We start from the raw sequence: 17,207 nt of genomic DNA, 5'->3' as shown, positions 1-17,207 counted from the left end.
AACGGTGCGTTGGGCTTGCCGTCCGTGGTCTGGTCGTTGATGTGGACCAGCCCCGTCGAGAAGCGCTCGGCCAGGACCAGCCATTGGGGCGCAAGGGAAGACGCCGAGCGACAGGCCGTCGGGTACGCCGTTGCAAGGCTGGGGCATTGGTCAGGGCCCGACGTGGCCGCGGCGATGCCAGAGTCGTCGCGCTGACCAGTGCTCTAGGGACTATCCGGTGTTCAAAACAGTCGGCGGCGACGCTGGGCCGGGGCGATCTCCACTAATCCAGGATCTTCCTACCTGACCTCTCTTGAATGATGTGGAACTACAACACGCATCTACCAATCACTCGGCTCGGCGGCTGAGGAGGTTGATGCCCCGTCCCGACGCACCATACGCGGATTGAGGCATTGCACGGACCTGGATCTCGCGGCGCCGAGCCAGAGTCCGGTGCCGTAGGCGAGGTCGTCGAGGCGGCGGCCGAGGAGGGTCGTGGGCCGGATGTCGGTCTCGTGGAAGGCGACGGCGGTGTCGATGACGAGGGCGGCGAGCATCATCCGGCGTGCGGTGCGGCTGAGCAGGCAGGCGACCAGCGTGAGTGGCCACCAGTGGCGCAGCAGGAGCGCTGACTCCTGGCGCAGCGACCAGCCGAGTCCTCTCACCGCAAGCCGGGCTGCAAGGCCACGGCGGCCGGGTACGTCAGGGAGGGCATCTGAGACGACGCGGCTGCCCCAGACCAGCGAGGCGAGCGCCGCGGGTGCCGACCACCAGCGGCCGGCGAGGATCGCGGCTCCAGCCGCGGCCATGGCCGGAGAGAGTACGGCCGGGGCGACCGCGGAGCCGTGACGGCGGCCGAGCTCGGCGCCGCCGGTGCCGTAGACGAGCTTGCGGCCGAGCCAGCCGCGCACGGTGCCGCGGACCTCGTGCAGGGCCTGGAGATCGGGCGCGTAGCGGACCACGTTCCCGGCCTCGACCAGCCGCCAGACCAGGTCGACGTCCTCGCCCACGCGCAGGTCGCCGGCGAACCCGCCGACCTCGCGCAGGGTCGAGGTGCGGGCGACCAGGCAGGCCGACGGGAGCCAGCCGACGGCCGCGCCAGGACGCACCGAGCACGCTCTCGTGCCCAGGGAGAGCGAGGAGGCGGCCATGTCGTGGCGTTCGAACCACGACGGTCGAGCCTTGTCGCTGTGCCCTCGCACCAGCGGCCCCACCAGCGCGACCCGAGGGTCCGCGAGATGGCCCGCCAGTTGCGCGAGCATCTCCGGAGAGGCGGCGACGTCGGAGTCGACGAAGGCGACGTAGCTCGTGGCGACCCGGGCGAGTCCGGCGTTGCGGGCGCCGGCGGGTCCCAGGTTGTCGGTCAGCACCAGAAGGGTGGCGCCGTGGCGGAACACGACCTCCGCGACGGCTTCCGGGTCGCGGGAGGCGTCGTCGACGACGATGACGCGGAGTCCGTTCAGTGCGGCCAGGCAGCGGTCGAGGAGCTCGGGTCGGTCGCGGGCCGGGACGATGACGGTGAGCTCGGCAGGATCGACGGGCGTGAGGCCCATGGGATCGGCGAGGTTGCCCTCGAGCAGGCGACGAGCGACGAGGTCGGAGGTGGCATCGTCGACCTGCACCTGCCTCCCGGCCACCCGGTCGGCAGCCGTGGACGCCAGGCGCATGGACCGCAACGGTGAGCCGCCGACCAGCGACAGCCCGCCGTCCGCCGTGGGCAGGAGGCGTACGTCATCGCGCACCCGCACCGCGAACCCGTCCGGCAGCCTCATCCGCCGAAGCCTCCATCGGCGGCGACGACCGAGCCGTTGAGCACCGCCCCGGCACGCGAGCAGGCGTGCACGACGGTGGCGGCGACCTCGTCGGGCGTGAGCGGGCGGCGTAGGAGCTGGTGGGCGGCGAGGTCGTCCGGGCCGACCGCGTAGAGGTCGGCGGTCGCAGCGAGCATCGCGGTGTCGGTGGAGCCCGGTGAGACGGCGCAGGCGGTCACGCCCGTGCCGGCCAGGTCGGCGGCCAAACCTCTCACCAGACCGATCACGGCATGCTTCGCGGCGTTGTAGGCGGCGAGGTGGAACAGCCCGCGCGAGCCCGCCGCCGAGGCGAGCGCGACGAACCGGCAGCCGCCGGGATCGGGCCCGGCGAGCATGGCCGGGACGGCCGCCGTCGCGGTGTTCCAGACCCCGGCCACGTCGATCTGCCACTGCAGGTCGAGCGAGGTGTCCTCCCACAGCGGGCGCCCGCCGGCGATCACCGCCGCACCCGCGACCGCGACGTCGAGCCGACCCCACCTCGCCTTCGCGGCATCGACCGCGGCGGTCAGCGCAGCCGGGTCCCGTACGTCACCGACGACCGGTTCGACCCAGCCGGCCGGCAGCGAGGCGACCAGGGCGTCCAGGTCGGCCTGCGTGGCCTGGGGATAGCCGGCCGGAGAGTCCTCCCCCACGCACCAGTCGAGCGCGACGACGCGTACGCCCTCGGCCACCAGCCCACGCACCGTCGCCGCGCCGATCCCGCGCGCTGCGCCGGTCACCAACGCGACCCGTGTCGTCTCGGCACTCATCGTGCCGCCGCTCCTACCCGGAGCCGGTCATAGGCAGCGACGACCATCGCCTCGAGGAGGCGCTTGCCCTGCTCGGCGCTCGCTCCGGTCGGGTCGCCGAGGACACCGTTGGCCGAGACGGCTTCGACCCCGCCTGCCCGCATCACCGGCAGCAGCTGGGCGATCGGGCGGGTGTTGCCGGGGACAGCCTGCCGCAGACGTACCCGTTCCGGGGCCAGGTGCAGCATGAGCGAGGTCTCGGTCTGGCCGGCGTGCGGATCCGCGTCCGGGACCTGACAGGGCACCCAGGACACCTCTCTCCCCTCGGCACGAAGGACGGTCACGGCGGCCGTGACCGCGTCCAGGTTGCCGCCATGACCGTTGACGAAGACGACCCGGGAGGCCCAGATGGTCAGCGAGCGGCCGAGCTCGACGAGGACCGAGGTCAGCACCGCCGTCCCGATCGAGATGGTCCCGGGAAACGACTGGTGCTCCCCGCTGGCACCGATCGGCACCGCCGGAGCGACGGAGGCGCCGATGAGCGGGGCGAGCTCGTCGGCCACCGCGGTCGCGATCACCGTGTCGACGTCGAGGGGCAGGTGGGGGCCGTGCTGCTCGGTGGACCCCACCGGCACCAGGACCGCGCCGCCCGGCACGATCTCCGGCCAGGGACGGTCGACCAGGCTCACGGCCGGTCCGATGCTTGGTCCGATGGTCGGCCCAGGGCGAGCTCGAAGCCGTCGGGGATCACCAGGTCGTGCGGCGTGAAGTCGTGGATGGAGGCCTTGCCCATGCCCAGGACCGCGGAGTCGAGGCCGTTGCGGAGGATGTCGAGGACGTTCTCGACGCCGGCCTGGCCGTTGGCGCCCAGCCCCCACAGGTAGGCACGCCCCACCATCACCGCACGCGCGCCCAGGGCGAGCGCCTTGGCGACGTCGGAGCCGCGGCGTACGCCACCGTCGAGGAGCACCTCGATCTGGTCGCCGACCGCGGCGGCGATCGGGGGCAGCACCCGGATGGTGGCCGGGGTGCCGTCGAGGTTGTTACCTCCGTGGTTGGAGACCGAGATCGCGTCCACGCCCGCGTCGACAGCACGCAGCGCGTCATCGACCCGGCACACACCCTTGAGCATGAAGGGCTTGCCCCCGCTCAACTCCTTCCAGGTGCTCACCATCCAGGCGACGTCGTCCCACGAAGGCGGCGGCGTGGTCATCCACTCGTAGTAGGCACCGAAGAACGTGGGCGGCTCCCCCAGGTTGCCGTCGTCGGCGATCGGCGCCAGGTTGGGGGCGGTCAGGTCCGGGATCCCGCCGCTGCGGGCGTACGCCGCCATCCACCTGCCCCGGCTCATCACCTGAGGCGCGAAACGAAGCATCGCGGAGAGGTCGACCTTCTCCGGGATCTCCGGGCTGCCCCAGTCACGGCCCATGGAGAAGGACCAGTCCAGGGTGGCGATCAGCGCCTTCGCCCCGGCGGCGTGGGCCCGGCGCATCCGCCGGATCATCACCTCGCGGTCGCCGGTCCAGTACATCTGGAAGAACGTCGCTGCGTTGGCCGCCACGACCTCCTCGACCGACTTCGAGGCGAAGTTGGACAGCCCCATCACGGTCCCCCGGGCCGCCGCCGCTCGGGCGACTGCCACCTCACCGTCGGGATGGACGGCCTGTACGCCGGTGGGCGAGATGATCACCGGGAACCCGATCTCCTGGCCCAGGACCGTGGTCGACAGCTCGCGCTTGTCGTGATGGCCGGCCACGTGCGGCGCGAGCCCGAGGTCGGCGAACGCCTGCTGATTGTCCGCGATCGTCTGACCGCGCTCGGATCCGGCCAGCAGCGCGGCGTACACCGGCTTCGGCAGCCGCCTGCGGGCACGCTCCTGCGCCACCGCGACGGACTCGAACCACGGGTTCTGCTTCCAGGGGTTCTTCCAGGCCATGTCAGTTTTCTCGCTTCTGTTCTCAGGGGTCAGTTGGGTGCGAAGCCGGCCAGCGGCGACTCGGCGCACGCACTCACCAGCGGGGCCAGATCGGAGTCCGGACGCCGTCGCGAGAGCGTCAGCAGCACCGGCGCGTTGCGGCTGGGAGCGCTGCGGGAGTGGTCCTGACTGACTGCCGGAATGGTCCGGGCTTCCGCCAGGGCGGACTCGCCGTACCCCTGGACGCACTCCGGGTCCGGCCCGTCCAGCGGCAGACCGGTGAAGAACTTCGCGGCCATGCAGCCACCGCGGCAGGAGTCGTAGTGGGCACAGCCCGAGCAGGCACCACCGGTCTGCGGCTCGCGCAGCTCCTGGAAGAGCGCCGAGGTCTTCCACACGTTGTCGAAGCCGCCGTCGGTCAGCAGGTTGCCGGCCAGGAACTGGTCATGGATCGCGAACGGACAGGCATAGACATCGCCGATCGGGTCGATCAGGCACACCACCCGGCCCGCGCCGCACAGGTTGAGGCCCGGCAGGGCGCCACTGCCGTCCTCCGGGCCGAAGGCAGCCAGATGGAAGAAGGAGTCTCCAGTCAGCACATTGTCGCCGTTGGCGACAAGCCATTCGTACAGCTCTCGCTGCTGCTCGGGCAGCGGATGCAGCTCGTCCCACACATCGGCACCGCGGCCGGAGGGACGCAGCCGGGTAAGCCGCAGCGTCGCGCCGAAACGGTCGGCGATCGCCTTGAACTCGTCGAGCTGGCTAGTGTTCTCCCGGGTGCAGACCACGCTGAGCTTGGCGTCGCGGAAGCCCGCCTCGTGCAGGTTGCGCAGCGCCGTGATCGCGGTGTCGTACGACCCCGTCCCCCGCACCCGGTCGTTGACCTCGGCGGTGGCGCCGTCGAGAGAGATCTGGACGTCCACGTAGTCGCTGCCCGCCAGCCACCGCGCCCGCTCCGGTGTGAGCCGGACGCCGTTGGTCGAGAACTTCACCCCGACGTCGTGGGCGACGGCATATTCGACCAGGTGCCAGAAGTCGGGACGTACCGTCGGCTCCCCGCCGCCGATGTTCACGTAGAAGACCTGCATCCGCTGCAGCTCGTCGATCACCGCCTCGCACTGCTCGGTCGTCAGCTCCCGCGGATCGCGCCGGCCGCTGCTCGACAGGCAGTGCGCACACTCCAGATTGCACGCGTAGGTGAGCTCCCAGGTCAGGCAGATCGGCGCATCCAGGCCGAGCTCGAAGTGCTCCACCAGCTTCATCGTCTCGCTCCTTCTCAGGCGGATTCGGGTCGGGCGGGTCGGATCATGTCGGTCCGGGCCAGGCCGGAGAGCGCAGCGACGTACGCAGCGTGCTGGCCCTCCGGCACTCCCGATGCCACGAGCGCACCGCGCACGTCCGGGTGCGACCCCAGGGCACGCACGACCGCCACCAGCTCGGGACGCTTGAGGAAGGTCAGCTTCCGGTTCCCGAAGTGATAGGCCAGCGCCCCGAAAGGCTCGGGACGCAGCGCCACCGACGGCGACAGCGCCCACGCGCTGTCCAGGCTCACAGCAGTCATGACGACGCTCATCTCGGGATCAGTAGACGCCGCACATGCCGTCGATCGAGACCTCCTCGATCAACGACTCCTCCGTCAGGGCCTCGTCCACGACCTGGGTGTTCTCTTCAGGGTTCATGACAGCTCTCCTTCATCGTCGGCACGTCCGAAGACGCATCTCAAAGTGACACCCGCCACATTAATGACACCGAGGGTCAAAAAGATAGAGGTTCGCTCGAACGAACGCGTCTTTTACCCAGGTTGATGCTGATAGATTGCGACGGATGCCGACCACGCCCGCCCACGCGACGCCGCGCAGCTCGCTCCGCGGACGACCCGCCGCGACCACGCACGCGGAGATCGAGCAGGCCGCCTTCCGGCTCTTCATGACCAGAGGCTTCGAGGCCACCACCCTCGACGACATCGGCGAGGCCATCGGCGTCGGCAGGCGCACCATCACCCGCTACTACCCCTCCAAGAACGACATCCCCTGGGGACAGTTCGACCGCACCCTCGACGGCTTCCGCGAAATCCTGCGCGCCATGCCCGCCGACCTCCCGCTGCACGAGGCGGTCCACCGCGGCGTACTCGCCTTCAACGACTTCCCCGCCGACGCCAGCCCCAGCCACCGCGACCGGATGCGCCTGATCCTGACCACCCCAGCACTCCAGGCCCACTCCGTGCTCCGCTACGCCAGTTGGCGCGAGGTCATCGCCGAGTACGTCGCCGAGCGCACCGGCACGCGCCCGGGCGACCTCCTCCCCCAGACCATCGGCCAGGTCTCCCTCGCCCTCGCCCTGACCTCCTATCAGGCATGGCTCGCCGACGAGAACGCTTCGCTCCCCCACCTGCTCGACGCCACGATGAGCCACCTGCGCACCTACCTCGCGGACGGGCTCGAGTGACGCACCGAAGGAAGCAGGTTCCAAGACATCATCAGCAATTCATCACCCGTGCCACGCCATCCATGTCCGTACGCGCCGAAACCTCGCCAAGGGGTAATCCCGTTATCTCACCCGATTGCCTCGACGCTGTTGACCAAGCGCAGCTCGAACCACGCTCAGTGACCTGATCGGCGAGTGCGTTTCACAGGCCTCCCGCTCCCGCCCCTCCAGCACCTTCGGCTGCAGCGGCCCCGGCAAATGTCGGCCGTCCGCCTGATAGATATCAAAGACCGTCACCAAGCACGTCGTCAGCATCCGTGACCTGACCGTCGGCCATCGGTAGCCACTGCCCGTAGTCCCTTCAAACGTCATGAAAATCAACACCCCTCCATCAGGGGTGAGCGCCGCGGGCGAGCGACGCGCAGACGTGATCGATCCCAGCACGGGCAAGGCGACGACAACCGCGCCGCTAGGCGACCTGCCCGGCGTCGATATCGCGGTGACCCACGCGCGACGCTCCTGCAAAGAAGGCCCTGGCCGGGGATGCGACCAGGCCCGAATCATGCATCGGGTCGCGGACCCGATCGAGGGCGGGCAGACGAGGTGGTCGCGGTCCGGAGCCGAGATACCGGAGCGAATGACACTGGCGCCGCGTGTCGATGTCGACACCGCCACCCAGGCTGTGATGCCCACCCACCAGCCGTAGGTTGTGCAACCAGCTGGACCAAGCCGAGGGCCGCCGCCGGGACGATCGGCGGCGACCCTCAGTTCCACGGCGCCGTCCTAGCTGCAGGACGATGGGAGGGGCGCGGTCAGGCGTCGCCGGTGTCGGTCAGCGTCGCCTCGCCGAGCATGGCGAGGGTCAGTACGTTGCCGGAAATGCCCCATCCGCCGTCGGCGACCTCTTCCACCAACACCATCGTGTTGTTGCGGGCACGCTCGCCGTAGATCTCGACGTACAGCTCGGTGGTGCGGGTGACGATTTCCTCCTTCTGCTTCGGGGTGAGGGTCTTTTCGGGGACCTTGAAGTTCGCGAAAGGCATGATTAGTTGTTCCTTCTCTCGATGGGGTGTTACAGGGAGTTGCCCGCGATGAGCAGGCTGTCCAGTCCGATGCGGCGGAAGAGTCGACGCGGACGCGGTGGGCGGACGTGGAAACGACGTCGCTGCCGTCTCGGCTGGGGTCTATGAGGGTGCGTGGCCGCCGCGTGCCATATGCCATCGCGGCCAAATGCACGACGGCTTCAACTACGTCAGTCACGTCGGCTTCTGGAGGGATGAGCGCGGCCAGGCGCTTGCCCAGATAGCCAATCAGGGCTTGGTGGCCGATGCCGCTGGAGGCACCTGTCGCCAGTTATGGCTTTTCCCTGTGTCATCGTTCCTCATGACAGGGTCTTTCATCGATCGACGGGTGATCGCGGAAAGTTCAGATGATTCCGCCGTTGGCGCGGACGACCTGGCCGTTGATCCAGTGGCCGGCCGAGGAGGCCAGGAACGCGACGACCTCTGCGATGTCGGCCGGGGTACCGAGGCGCTCTAGCGGTGGCTGGGCAGCCAGGCGGGCGATAGTCTCCTCGTCCTTGCCATCCAGGAAGAGGTCAGTTGCCGTGGGGCCGGGCGCGATGGCGTTGGCGGTGACGTCCCGGCCCCGCAGCTCCCGGGCCAGGATCAGCGTCAGAGCCTCGACCGCGCCCTTACTGGCAGAGTATGCACCGTAGCCTGGGAAGGCCAGCCCCACCACGGACGTGGAGAACGTAACGATCGCACCGCCAGCCCGCACTCGGCGAGCCGCCTGCTGAGCTACGACGAAGGTGCCGCGGATGTTGGTGCGGTGCAGGTCGTCCAAGACGGCCAGGTCCAGCTCGGCGATCGGGGCGATGTGTGCCCGCCCAGCGGCGTGCACGACGACGTCGACACCGCCGAACTCTGCCTCTGCCGTGTCGAACAGGGCTGCGATGGCATCTTCGTCGGCGACGTCAGCCCGCACAGCGATCGCCCGGACGCCGCGAGTGACGGCCTCGTGCACGGCGGCTTCGGCCTCGCTCTGATTACCAGCATAGCCGGCCACGACGGCGTACCCGTCGGCGGCCAGCCGGCCGACGGTCTGGCGGCCGATGCCGCGCGAGCCTCCGGTGACGATCGCGACACGAGGTGACGCGGGGGGCTGGGACGAGGCCGGCTTCCCGTCACGGGAAGGGGTGTTAGGCATCATTGACTCCTGTGGTGAATGCGGGTCGGGGGCGCGGTCTCGCCGTCGCCCTGCTGCGCATCAACAATCCGCCAGTCCCTCACCCACAGCCAGGGCTGTACTTACCCAGGGGATGCCGCCCCCTGGCTACTGACCGGCGCACGAGCGACCATGAAGGGGTGAACCTTCCAGAACTCGGCGCCTTCCTCAGGACACGCCGCGATCGCATCCGACCCGCCGATGTCGGTCTCCCCCACGGCCCGCGCCGGCGCGTCCCCGGGCTGCGGCGCGAGGAAGTCGCCCAGTTGGCGGGGCTGTCAGCCGACTATTACACCGAACTGGAGCGCGGCAGCGCCAAGAACCGCGTGCAGCCCTCGACCCAGACCCTGGTCGCCCTCGCCCGAGCCCTGCGTCTGAATGGCGACGAGCGCGACCACCTGTTTCACTTGGCCGAGCGGCCGGTCCCCCCTGCAGCACACGGACGGTCGGCACACGTGCAGCCCGCGCTTCTCGGACTTCTGGACCGCCTGTCCAACACCCCCGCGCGCATCATCACCGACCTGCACGAAACCCTGGTGGAAAACGACCTTGCCCTGGGCCTGCTTGGCAAGTCCCCGGCACCAAGCGGTCCGGCCGCGAGCTTCGTCTACCGCTGGTTCACCGACCCGCAGGCGCGTGAGAGGTACCCAGTCGAAGATCATCCGCACCACTCCCGGGTGTTCGTGGCCGATCTCCAGGCAGCGGCCGCCCGGCGCGGCCGGGACACTGAAGTGACGAAGATGGTCGCCGTGTTACGCCGCCTCAGCCAGGAGTTCGCCGCCCTCTGGGACACCCACGACGTCGCGGTGCGCCGCATGGACCACAAGAAGATCGTCCACCCCACGCTCGGCACTATCGAACTCGACTGCTACAACCTTCTCAGCGAGGACGGACGCCAGCGCCTCCTGTGGTTCACGGCGCCGCCCGGAAGCCGGGGAGCCCAGCAACTGGAGCTGCTGTCTGTCATAGGGACCCAGGACCTCAGCGTCACCGAGGGCACGGCGCAGGAAAGGTTGTCCTCGGCGGAATCCGAATCGCAGCATTGACCATCGCTGCAAAGGTGCCTTCCAAGCAATGCGTGGCGGCCCCTAACCCGCAAAGGTGTGTACCTCGGCCGGAACCCCCGATGCTTCCCCGTCAGCGCGACGCCGCGACAGGGATCTGCATGGTCCTACGGAGCGCGACATGCAGGCGGCAGGTCCACCACACACTTCACAGCCAGACGCGACCGTCGTCGCCATACTGACCGTCGGGCTCGAGTTGAACCTGTACACGGTGCTCCGCCTCAAGTCCGAACTTCTCCCGGTGCACCGGCTCAACTCTTCAGGCGCGCCATGACTTGATAAAGCTGCTCATCGTCCAATGGTGGTTCAGGAAGGTCGTGCCCGGAACGAAGCCCGTCGAGCGCCACGTACAGGTTTCGCCTCCAGGCCCGCGGCGCGACCTCGCCGGTGGCCTCGGCGATCTTGCTGCTCGCCCAGAGGAGCATGACGAGGTCGGCATTGGTGACATCCGGGCGCACGGCCCCAGCGTTCTGCGCACGGGTGAGCGCACGCTCGGCGACCTCACATAGACGGTTGTGCAAGGCCTCGGTGCGCGTATCGCCTGGGAATCGCCGCGAAACAAAGTCGCTGAAGCCGCGATCACCCATTTGAGCCGAGCACAGCACGTCGAGAAGAGCACAGAGTCCATCCCAAGGACCAGATGTTTCCAATGTGGCCTCAATGTCGTCGAGAAGTTCCCGCAGGGTCGCTCCGTAGACGGCAACCAGTAGGTCTATCCGCTCAGGAAAGTGTCTGTAGAGGGTTCCGATCGCGCGGTTGGCGCTTCGTGCTATCCCTTCGAGCGAGGCCGACGCCCCTTGTCTCGCGAATGCTGTCCGGGCATGCCGGATGAACAACTCGCGATTGAGGCGAGCGTCCCGGCGGGACGGCGGCGAAGGTTCGACGATCGACATGACGCGACCGTATCAAAGTCGAGACCTACCTCACTATAAGTCGAGGGAGTCCTCATGTTAAGGTCGAAGACGAACCTGAGGGATGCCTCATAATCGACGATCAGAAGGGCTCACGATGCCGAAGCTCGACGGCAAGACAGCGGTGATCACCGGCGGCACGGTCGGGATGGCCCTGACAACCGCGAAGCTGTTCGTCAAAGAAGGCGCACACGTCATCATCACCGGACGGCGCAAAGACAGACTGGATGAGGCGGTGGCCGAGATCGGCCACAACGTCACCGGCGTAAAGGGCGACGTCAGCAACCTTGAGGACCTTGACCGTGTGGTCGAGGCCGTCGTCGCACATAGCGGCCAGGTCGACGTACTTTTCGCCAGCGCCGGGAACCACAACTTCGACGAACCACTCGGCGCCGTGACCGAGAAGTCCTTCGACGAAGTTTTCGACATCAACGTCCGGGGCACCTTCTTCAGCGTGCAAAAGCTGCTGCCACTGATGACTGATGGCGCCTCGATCATCCTCAACGGCTCGGCCGCTGCGGTGCAGGGCAGCCCCGGTAGCACCGTCTACGCCGCAAGCAAAGCCGCGCTGCGCTCATTTGCTCGCACCTGGACCACCGACCTGAAGGAACGACGCATTCGCGTCAACGTTCTCAGCCCTGGAGCGATCCGCACTCCCTCGTTCGAGTCCCTGCCACCAGAGTTCAAATCGCAGGCCCTCGCGGAGATTCCACTAGGCCGCCTCGGCACCGAAGCGGACATCGCTACGACGGCACTGTTCCTCGCATCCTCTGATTCCAGCTACATCACCGGCACTGAACTGCCAGTCGACGGCGGCCTCACCCAGGTCTAGCTTTCGCGCCGTCAGTCAAGCGTGAGCTCGTGACGCGCGGCATCGGCCGAGCGCGGCGGGTGGACCTCGGCTGGGTTCGCGACGAAGCATCGATTTCGGCACTGACCGTCGCGACGGCTCGTCCTGCATGCGCTTGATCGGACGCTGGCGTCACTGACACCGGTTGACGTCCCTCGGGAAGACAAGCGACCGCGCTGCTGAACGCTCACGTCGAGCGAGCTCACGGATTGGTCGAGTACCCAGCACCTCGTGCTCGACCGCCAGGGCGCGTGCAATGCCCAGACTCTGACACATCCGCCAGCGGACTCGTGTGGATGGTGCGAAGCGCGCGCTGGACCGGAGACCGACGAACTCGGGAACTTCGCTGACCGGCTCGTTTGCGGCGCCCTTCGTGGAGGCCTTAAACAACCAGCGAGTGGATGATGATCGAACCCACCGGCATCCGCGGGTTCAGCGACGAGTGCGGATCCCGGAACACCGGTTGCACGTAACGCCGGAACTCCACCGCTGGCGACGAACCCCGCAGCGATCCGTGTCGCGACCTCACCCATGCACATCGTTCCTTGAACAGGCAGCGCCCTACTGGATAGTGCCGGGGGCCGGTGGCCAGACTGCCGCATTGGCCGTCCTGCAGTTGCGGACCTTGCGCAGCAGACCGAGGACGACCAGGCGAAGCCCCTCGACCAGACGGCTCGAGGGGACGAACAACTGCTGCTTGAGTCGCGCGGCGCGCTGGTGCTTGGTGATGAAAGGACGCAGTCTCTTTTCCCATGCCTCCAGGGCAGCATCCATCTTGCCAGGGCGCTCCCCCAACGCTTTGCCGAGCTCTGCACCTCCCCGCAAAGCGGATGTGGCCCCCATCCCCGAGTAGAGGTTCAGACACCACGCCGCGTCCCCTATGAGCACGACACGCCCCTTGACCCACCGCGACATGTTCACCTGATGCACCGAGTCGTAGAGATATTCAGGAGTCTGCTCGAGGGAGTCCAAGAGATGGCGAACGACAGGGTCGTCCATGCCCGCGAAGACCTCGCGAAGACGTTCCACGGGTCGTCCACCAAACTGGGCGTCGATCTCCTCTCCGCGAGCAAGGCGATAGGTCAAAAGGGCGGTAGGGGCTCGGTCAGCCAGGCCGAATACCCATGCTGCGCGCTTGGATCGAGCGCTGATCACGCTGTCGGCCCGGTCGTAGAATGGCACCTGCTCGTGGAGCTCGAACGCGCATATCATCGAGTTCCAGTCCGTCAGATAGCGCTCATCGGGTCCGAACACCAAACGGCGCACGGTCGAGCGCATCCCGTCGGCGCCGACGACCAGGTCGAACCTCTCCTGGTACTGGCGACCGGTGGCCTCGTCCTTGAGTAGCACGTGCACTCCGTCCGCGCCTTGCATGACCTCCACGGGGACGGTGGCGTAGCGCACCTCGACCCTCTCCCCGGACGCTTCAGGCATATCGAGGGCTTGCCAAAGCGCAGCTTCGATGTCACCTCGCAGCACAGCCGCAGGCTCGCCCGGCTGGTCCAAGAACCCTAGCGTTGGCGTCCGGTTCCCCCGCCGGCCCAGCGACCACGTATTGCCGTTACCTTCGGGATTCCGGCTGTGCAAGTGATCGATGATGCCGAGGTCGACGGCGGCCTGAATACCTTCGGGAAACAAGCCGATGAAGTAGCCGCCCGTACGACGCTTGGGCGCCCGCTCGATGATCACCGGCGTCCATCCGGCCTTACGCAGCCCGATCGCCGCGGACATTCCCGCAATTCCGAGCCCAACCACCAGTGCCTTGTTTTCCATGATCTCTCTCCTCTGCCACGACCTTCTGAACGAATGACGGCCAGCCGCAGGTGTGGACTCAACGTCATCACGATGACCGCACGGCTCGCTGACGGCTCACATGACGACGACCGTCCGTTCCCCGGGCACGTCCACGTGCTCCCAGGCATCCTCGATGTCGGCGAGGGCGAAGCAGCAGGGTCGGACGACAAGGGCTCCCTGCATGATGGCCGCGGCAGCTTCGGGAAGCTCCTTGCGGTACACCTGTGGCGAGACTGAGCCGAATCCACTGCCGCTGATCCGGAACGCATTGGATCGAAGGGCCGCGCCGTCGAGGGCGATCGCCGATCCGCCCGTGCTCCCGATCTGCACCCAGTCAAGGACCTTCGCCGCGTCGGCGCGTGCCCCGAGGATCGCGTCCATCACGTACTCGCTGGGCCGCCCCCAGACGTAATCGAGGACGACGTCGACGTCGGCGGCTGCAGCGGCGAGCGCTGCAGCTGTGGCGGCCGCGTCCGCAGTGAGCATGACGACGTCGTCCGCGCCCTCGAGGCGGAGCGCGTCCAGGCGTTCCTCATTGCGGCCCGCGGCGATGACCCGTCCGGCGCCGAGATGGCGCGCAACCCTCACAGCCATCGATCCGGCGTTGCCGGTGGCACCGAGGACCAGCACGGATTGGCCGGCAGCGAAGGGCACCCGGGCACGCAGCACGACCCACGACGACATGACCGGGTTCATCGTGGCGGCGACGATGGCAGGATCGGCATCGCGGGGCAGCGGGATGGCCCTAGCGGGGTTGATCACGATGCGCTCAGCCAGCGTCCCGGTGTCGCCGGCGATGACGAACGCGAGGCTGCCGTCTGCCCTCCGGACGACACCGTCGACGCCAGGGATCATCGGCGGGCTCTCGTTGCTGGCGTAGTGCAGGCCCGCGGCGACACCCCGGGTGACCGGGTGCACTCCGACAGCGATGACGTCGACCACCTCACCGCCGATCGGAGCCTGCGGGCCCCGCACAGATCGGTAGCGAGGCGATTCACCGAAGTTCTCGACCACGGCGGCGCTGATCGTGCTCATTAGTTCTCCTTTATATGGTGGCGCCAACTATAATAGGTGGTGCCACCATATATCTAGTAGGCGGTGCCACCTATTCAGTAGGGTGACGTCATGACCGACGACTCAGAACTGTCCGCCGTCGAGGCTCTGGCTCGGCTCTCCTTCGCCATTGGTGCGCGACTCGAAATCCGATCCGCCGAGGTAGGTCTCTCGGTGCAGCAGGTCCGGTTACTGGGGATCCTTCGCGATCGGGAGCCAACCATCAATGAACTCGCGGCCCACCTGGGCGTCGACAAGTCGAGCATGAGCGGCGCGGTAGCTCGCGCCGAAAGGCGCGGGCTGGTGAGCCGCACGACCGACACGCATGACGGGCGGGCAGTCAGGGTCCACCTGGAGACCGCCGGGCGGGCACTGGTCGACGCCGCAAGCACACGGTTCGCCGACGATGCGCGCGTTCTCCTGGATGCGCTGAGTGAGCGCCAGCGCGCCCAATGGACCATGCTGACGACGCGCCTCCTTGCGGCCGGCGCAAAAGCAGACTGGTGAGCAGACAAGAATCGCCCGAGGCTTCCCTGGCCCCGAACGTGGAAGCTGTGCACTGCCCGTCACGATTGCCCAACGCGACTGCACGCCGCACGCCGACAGCGTGAACCGATGCCATTCCTCGATCTGCGCGAGGACGAGCCCGATGCCAGCGAGGAACCGGAGGCACGCGAGGACTGCGACGTCGTGCGCGATGTGCGGGTGTGCCGGCCAGCATTCGGGAATGCCGGGTCGGTTGAGCGCCCAAAGGTGCTGATCGTCGATCCAGAAGGCGACCTCGTCGAGCCGTCCCCAAAGCCCGCGGCGCAGGTGACCCGAGCAGCTCGCCGGGCCCCACGGGCGCGGGAGCGTCGAGACCTTGCGCAGGTCCTCGTCGGTCAGTGTCTCGCCAGCACTGACTCGCATCTGCGCCGAGTGCAACTGTTCAATCGCTACCCGGACCAAACGGTCCGGGCGCAGGCTCCACATTGGGTCGCGGTCCTCCAGGCTCCCATCGGAGGCGCGGAAGGCGCTCGGCGTAGGCGTCGCCATCAGCCCGAAGCACTGCAGGATCCGGGACCATCTCACGCCGGCATCGGTCGACGCCGAGGACGACGACCTCGGCCTCACGGTGGGCGCCTAGCTCGAAGACTGAGAGCTGCTCGGCCTCAGATCCTTAACCCTTCTAGGCGTGCCAGGTCTTCGTCCGCCGCCGCGAGAACAGAGGCTGACGGCGATCCGGCACCTGGGCATCGATCGTGCCCAGGTGCCGGAGACTCTCGGCGCCGGTTCAGATGCCGGATCAGCTTCCGTCAGTCACGTGGGCCTGGTCGGGCGGCGTCATGTTCGCGTACTCCTCGATGCGGTCGATGAGACCGTCCTTGAATCCGAAGTACATCGCCACGGGCAGCTCGGTGCCGGACCCGTCGGGCATCTTGATGTGCGGCACGTACTGTTGGAGCACCTCATCGGGCTCTGGAATTGACGGGTGATCTCGTACCGCAGGCAACACTCCCCCCGCCCGACATCTGCGCGAGCTGCACGCGGTTCTCCTCGGTCGTCTGCTCGCCCTTGCCGTCGTTGTGCCAGACGGTGGCCGTGTCCGCGCACATCGCACGCATGCTGGCGAAGTCGAACTTCTCCAGGTGTCGCAGGCACTGAACTGCCTTCTCTGTCAGCTCGGGTTCCATGTTTCCGTCCTGTCCTTTCTTGTTGGGCTCTGTCACCGTGCTCCCTTTCCCTTCGTCGAGGACGGGGCACGTTCTCCGGCGTCGACGACGACCGGAAGATGGTTCGCATCAAGCGGGATCTGGCGGGCGGGCACCCGGACGCGCGGGGACCTGTGAGGGTTTGCCGGATTGGCAACCTTCTTTGACAACTTCGCGCTGGCGCGAAGTCAGCCTTGTTCGTCAAGAGCAGGTCGCGTGCAACGTCGCTGTCGACCTGTCCCACGCGCTGTGCGAGAGAGGCAAGCCCATGAGTGTCACAACTGGCACGTCCGACCACCTGGGCGATCTACCGACCGCTGCGGCCACATTCGGCGGAGCATCGAATGACTCCTCTGTGCCGTCACGCACCGACAAGCTCGCTCCAGGCCACTTCCGCGTGATCATCGCGCTGTTCATGGCGGGCGCGTTCACCGTGATCCTCAACGAGACCACCATGTCCGTGGCGCTGCCGCCGATCATGGCCGACCTAGGCGTGTCCGCCGCGACGGACCAGTGGCTCACCACCGCCTTCATGCTGGCGATGGGCGTGGTCATCCCGGCGACGGGCTTCCTCACCAACAACCTCGGCACGCGCGGTGCCACCTGCTGGCGATGGCCCTGTTCACTGCCAGTACCGCACTGGCGACGATCGCGCCGGGCTTCACGATCCTCGTCACCGGACGCGTGGTGCAGGCCCACTCCCGCCAGAAGATTGACTCCCAGACGTCAAATCACAGGCATGGCTATTCGTCGCCACTAGC

19 protein-coding genes are annotated in these 17,207 nt (G+C 67.6%); 5 read left to right on the top strand and 14 right to left on the bottom strand.

The genetic code is table 11. The features are described 5' to 3' along the window. Positions 1–320: 320 nt before the first annotated feature. Genes mftF through mftA form a run of 7 tightly spaced genes read right to left on the bottom strand, consistent with a single transcriptional unit; the run spans position 321 to position 6,112 of the window. Positions 321–1,751, bottom strand: coding sequence for a mycofactocin biosynthesis glycosyltransferase MftF (gene mftF, locus ACIO3S_RS24720; RefSeq protein WP_400468422.1), 1,431 nt, complete (start codon positions 1,749–1,751; stop codon positions 321–323). Next, the gene (locus ACIO3S_RS24715) at positions 1,748–2,539 is read right to left on the bottom strand and encodes a mycofactocin-coupled SDR family oxidoreductase (protein ID WP_400468420.1); all 792 of its coding nucleotides are present in this window, start codon (positions 2,537–2,539) and stop codon (positions 1,748–1,750) included. Before ACIO3S_RS24715 ends, mftF begins: the two co-directional genes overlap by 4 nt. Continuing rightward, a complete protein-coding gene (gene mftE, locus ACIO3S_RS24710) occupies positions 2,536–3,207 on the bottom strand; it encodes a mycofactocin biosynthesis peptidyl-dipeptidase MftE (protein WP_400468419.1) in 672 nt (223 codons plus the stop codon). Before mftE ends, ACIO3S_RS24715 begins: the two co-directional genes overlap by 4 nt. Beyond that, a complete protein-coding gene (mftD, locus tag ACIO3S_RS24705) occupies positions 3,204–4,454 on the bottom strand; it encodes a pre-mycofactocin synthase MftD (protein ID WP_400468417.1) in 1,251 nt (416 codons plus the stop codon). Before mftD ends, mftE begins: the two co-directional genes overlap by 4 nt. Before the next feature lie 29 nt (positions 4,455–4,483). Beyond that, positions 4,484–5,695 (bottom strand): mycofactocin radical SAM maturase, encoded by a 1,212-nt coding sequence (gene mftC, locus ACIO3S_RS24700; RefSeq protein ID WP_400468415.1) that lies wholly within the window; start codon positions 5,693–5,695, stop codon positions 4,484–4,486. 14 nt (positions 5,696–5,709) lie between these two features. Beyond that, positions 5,710–5,994: a mycofactocin biosynthesis chaperone MftB gene (mftB, locus tag ACIO3S_RS24695; RefSeq protein WP_400468413.1), complete on the bottom strand. Its 285-nt coding sequence runs from the start codon at positions 5,992–5,994 to the stop codon at positions 5,710–5,712. Between the two features lie 19 nt (positions 5,995–6,013). Then, positions 6,014–6,112: a mycofactocin precursor MftA gene (gene mftA, locus ACIO3S_RS24690; protein ID WP_179658722.1), complete on the bottom strand. Its 99-nt coding sequence runs from the start codon at positions 6,110–6,112 to the stop codon at positions 6,014–6,016. 145 nt (positions 6,113–6,257) lie between these two features. Here mftA and mftR point away from each other — a divergent pair, with 145 nt between their 5' ends. Then, positions 6,258–6,878, top strand: coding sequence for a mycofactocin system transcriptional regulator (gene mftR, locus ACIO3S_RS24685; protein ID WP_400468411.1), 621 nt, complete (start codon positions 6,258–6,260; stop codon positions 6,876–6,878). 791 nt (positions 6,879–7,669) lie between these two features. On the opposite strand, the gene ACIO3S_RS24680 is transcribed toward mftR, so the two are convergent. Both ACIO3S_RS24680 and ACIO3S_RS24675 read right to left on the bottom strand, forming a co-directional pair. Next, positions 7,670–7,900, bottom strand: coding sequence for a tautomerase family protein (locus ACIO3S_RS24680; protein WP_400468409.1), 231 nt, complete (start codon positions 7,898–7,900; stop codon positions 7,670–7,672). A gap of 382 nt (positions 7,901–8,282) precedes the next feature. Then, positions 8,283–9,065 (bottom strand): SDR family oxidoreductase, encoded by a 783-nt coding sequence (locus ACIO3S_RS24675; RefSeq protein ID WP_400468407.1) that lies wholly within the window; start codon positions 9,063–9,065, stop codon positions 8,283–8,285. Between the two features lie 158 nt (positions 9,066–9,223). Between ACIO3S_RS24675 and ACIO3S_RS24670 the strand changes: the two genes are divergently transcribed. After that, the gene (locus tag ACIO3S_RS24670) at positions 9,224–10,129 is read left to right on the top strand and encodes a helix-turn-helix transcriptional regulator (protein ID WP_400468405.1); all 906 of its coding nucleotides are present in this window, start codon (positions 9,224–9,226) and stop codon (positions 10,127–10,129) included. A 269-nt stretch (positions 10,130–10,398) separates the two neighbouring features. Here the strand turns inward: ACIO3S_RS24670 and ACIO3S_RS24665 are convergent, their stop codons facing one another. Further along, positions 10,399–11,040 carry a TetR/AcrR family transcriptional regulator gene (locus tag ACIO3S_RS24665; protein WP_400468403.1) on the bottom strand — a complete coding sequence of 214 codons (642 nt, stop codon included), beginning with the start codon at positions 11,038–11,040 and terminating at the stop codon, positions 10,399–10,401. Positions 11,041–11,155: 115 nt separating this feature from the next. Between ACIO3S_RS24665 and ACIO3S_RS24660 the strand changes: the two genes are divergently transcribed. Continuing rightward, positions 11,156–11,890: an SDR family NAD(P)-dependent oxidoreductase gene (locus tag ACIO3S_RS24660; RefSeq protein WP_400468401.1), complete on the top strand. Its 735-nt coding sequence runs from the start codon at positions 11,156–11,158 to the stop codon at positions 11,888–11,890. Positions 11,891–12,469: 579 nt separating this feature from the next. Here the strand turns inward: ACIO3S_RS24660 and ACIO3S_RS24655 are convergent. Further along, a complete protein-coding gene (locus ACIO3S_RS24655; protein ID WP_400468399.1) occupies positions 12,470–13,681 on the bottom strand; it encodes an FAD-dependent monooxygenase in 1,212 nt (403 codons plus the stop codon). A 96-nt stretch (positions 13,682–13,777) separates the two neighbouring features. Next, on the bottom strand, positions 13,778–14,737 hold the full coding sequence (locus tag ACIO3S_RS24650) for a zinc-binding dehydrogenase (protein WP_400468397.1): 960 nt from the start codon (positions 14,735–14,737) through the stop codon (positions 13,778–13,780). Between the two features lie 90 nt (positions 14,738–14,827). Here ACIO3S_RS24650 and ACIO3S_RS24645 point away from each other — a divergent pair, with 90 nt between their 5' ends. After that, positions 14,828–15,262 carry a MarR family winged helix-turn-helix transcriptional regulator gene (locus tag ACIO3S_RS24645; RefSeq protein ID WP_400468395.1) on the top strand — a complete coding sequence of 145 codons (435 nt, stop codon included), beginning with the start codon at positions 14,828–14,830 and terminating at the stop codon, positions 15,260–15,262. Positions 15,263–16,040: 778 nt separating this feature from the next. On the opposite strand, the gene ACIO3S_RS24640 is transcribed toward ACIO3S_RS24645, so the two are convergent. Together ACIO3S_RS24640 and ACIO3S_RS24635 are read right to left on the bottom strand one after the other, a co-directional pair. After that, positions 16,041–16,187 (bottom strand): hypothetical protein, encoded by a 147-nt coding sequence (locus tag ACIO3S_RS24640; RefSeq protein WP_400468393.1) that lies wholly within the window; start codon positions 16,185–16,187, stop codon positions 16,041–16,043. A 16-nt stretch (positions 16,188–16,203) separates the two neighbouring features. Continuing rightward, positions 16,204–16,428 carry a hypothetical protein gene (locus tag ACIO3S_RS24635; RefSeq protein WP_400468391.1) on the bottom strand — a complete coding sequence of 75 codons (225 nt, stop codon included), beginning with the start codon at positions 16,426–16,428 and terminating at the stop codon, positions 16,204–16,206. Between the two features lie 286 nt (positions 16,429–16,714). On the opposite strand from ACIO3S_RS24635, the gene ACIO3S_RS24630 reads away from it, so the two are divergent. After that, entirely contained in the window at positions 16,715–17,206 is a 492-nt protein-coding gene (locus ACIO3S_RS24630) for a hypothetical protein (protein WP_400468390.1), read from the top strand. Position 17,207: the final 1 nt, after the last annotated feature.

Origin of the sequence: Nocardioides sp. NPDC087217 (assembly GCF_044744805.1) — a bacterium.
In the GTDB taxonomy this organism is placed as follows: Bacteria; Actinomycetota; Actinomycetes; order Propionibacteriales; family Nocardioidaceae; genus Nocardioides.
Note: the sequence above shows the minus strand (reverse complement) of the source record. Positions and strands in the feature narration are given on the sequence as shown.

Coding starts and splice junctions, on each gene's coding strand:
- ACIO3S_RS24645 (WP_400468395.1), top strand. CDS start 14,828: ATGACCGACGACTCAGAACTGTCCGCCGTCGAGGCTCTGGCTCGGCTC.
- mftF (WP_400468422.1), bottom strand. CDS start 1,751: ATGAGGCTGCCGGACGGGTTCGCGGTGCGGGTGCGCGATGACGTACGC.
- ACIO3S_RS24635 (WP_400468391.1), bottom strand. CDS start 16,428: ATGGAACCCGAGCTGACAGAGAAGGCAGTTCAGTGCCTGCGACACCTG.
- ACIO3S_RS24655 (WP_400468399.1), bottom strand. CDS start 13,681: ATGGAAAACAAGGCACTGGTGGTTGGGCTCGGAATTGCGGGAATGTCC.
- ACIO3S_RS24675 (WP_400468407.1), bottom strand. CDS start 9,065: ATGCCTAACACCCCTTCCCGTGACGGGAAGCCGGCCTCGTCCCAGCCC.
- mftR (WP_400468411.1), top strand. CDS start 6,258: ATGCCGACCACGCCCGCCCACGCGACGCCGCGCAGCTCGCTCCGCGGA.
- ACIO3S_RS24630 (WP_400468390.1), top strand. CDS start 16,715: ATGAGTGTCACAACTGGCACGTCCGACCACCTGGGCGATCTACCGACC.
- mftA (WP_179658722.1), bottom strand. CDS start 6,112: ATGAACCCTGAAGAGAACACCCAGGTCGTGGACGAGGCCCTGACGGAG.
- ACIO3S_RS24680 (WP_400468409.1), bottom strand. CDS start 7,900: ATGCCTTTCGCGAACTTCAAGGTCCCCGAAAAGACCCTCACCCCGAAG.
- mftC (WP_400468415.1), bottom strand. CDS start 5,695: ATGAAGCTGGTGGAGCACTTCGAGCTCGGCCTGGATGCGCCGATCTGC.
- ACIO3S_RS24665 (WP_400468403.1), bottom strand. CDS start 11,040: ATGTCGATCGTCGAACCTTCGCCGCCGTCCCGCCGGGACGCTCGCCTC.
- mftB (WP_400468413.1), bottom strand. CDS start 5,994: ATGACTGCTGTGAGCCTGGACAGCGCGTGGGCGCTGTCGCCGTCGGTG.
- ACIO3S_RS24660 (WP_400468401.1), top strand. CDS start 11,156: ATGCCGAAGCTCGACGGCAAGACAGCGGTGATCACCGGCGGCACGGTC.
- ACIO3S_RS24650 (WP_400468397.1), bottom strand. CDS start 14,737: ATGAGCACGATCAGCGCCGCCGTGGTCGAGAACTTCGGTGAATCGCCT.
- ACIO3S_RS24715 (WP_400468420.1), bottom strand. CDS start 2,539: ATGAGTGCCGAGACGACACGGGTCGCGTTGGTGACCGGCGCAGCGCGC.
- mftD (WP_400468417.1), bottom strand. CDS start 4,454: ATGGCCTGGAAGAACCCCTGGAAGCAGAACCCGTGGTTCGAGTCCGTC.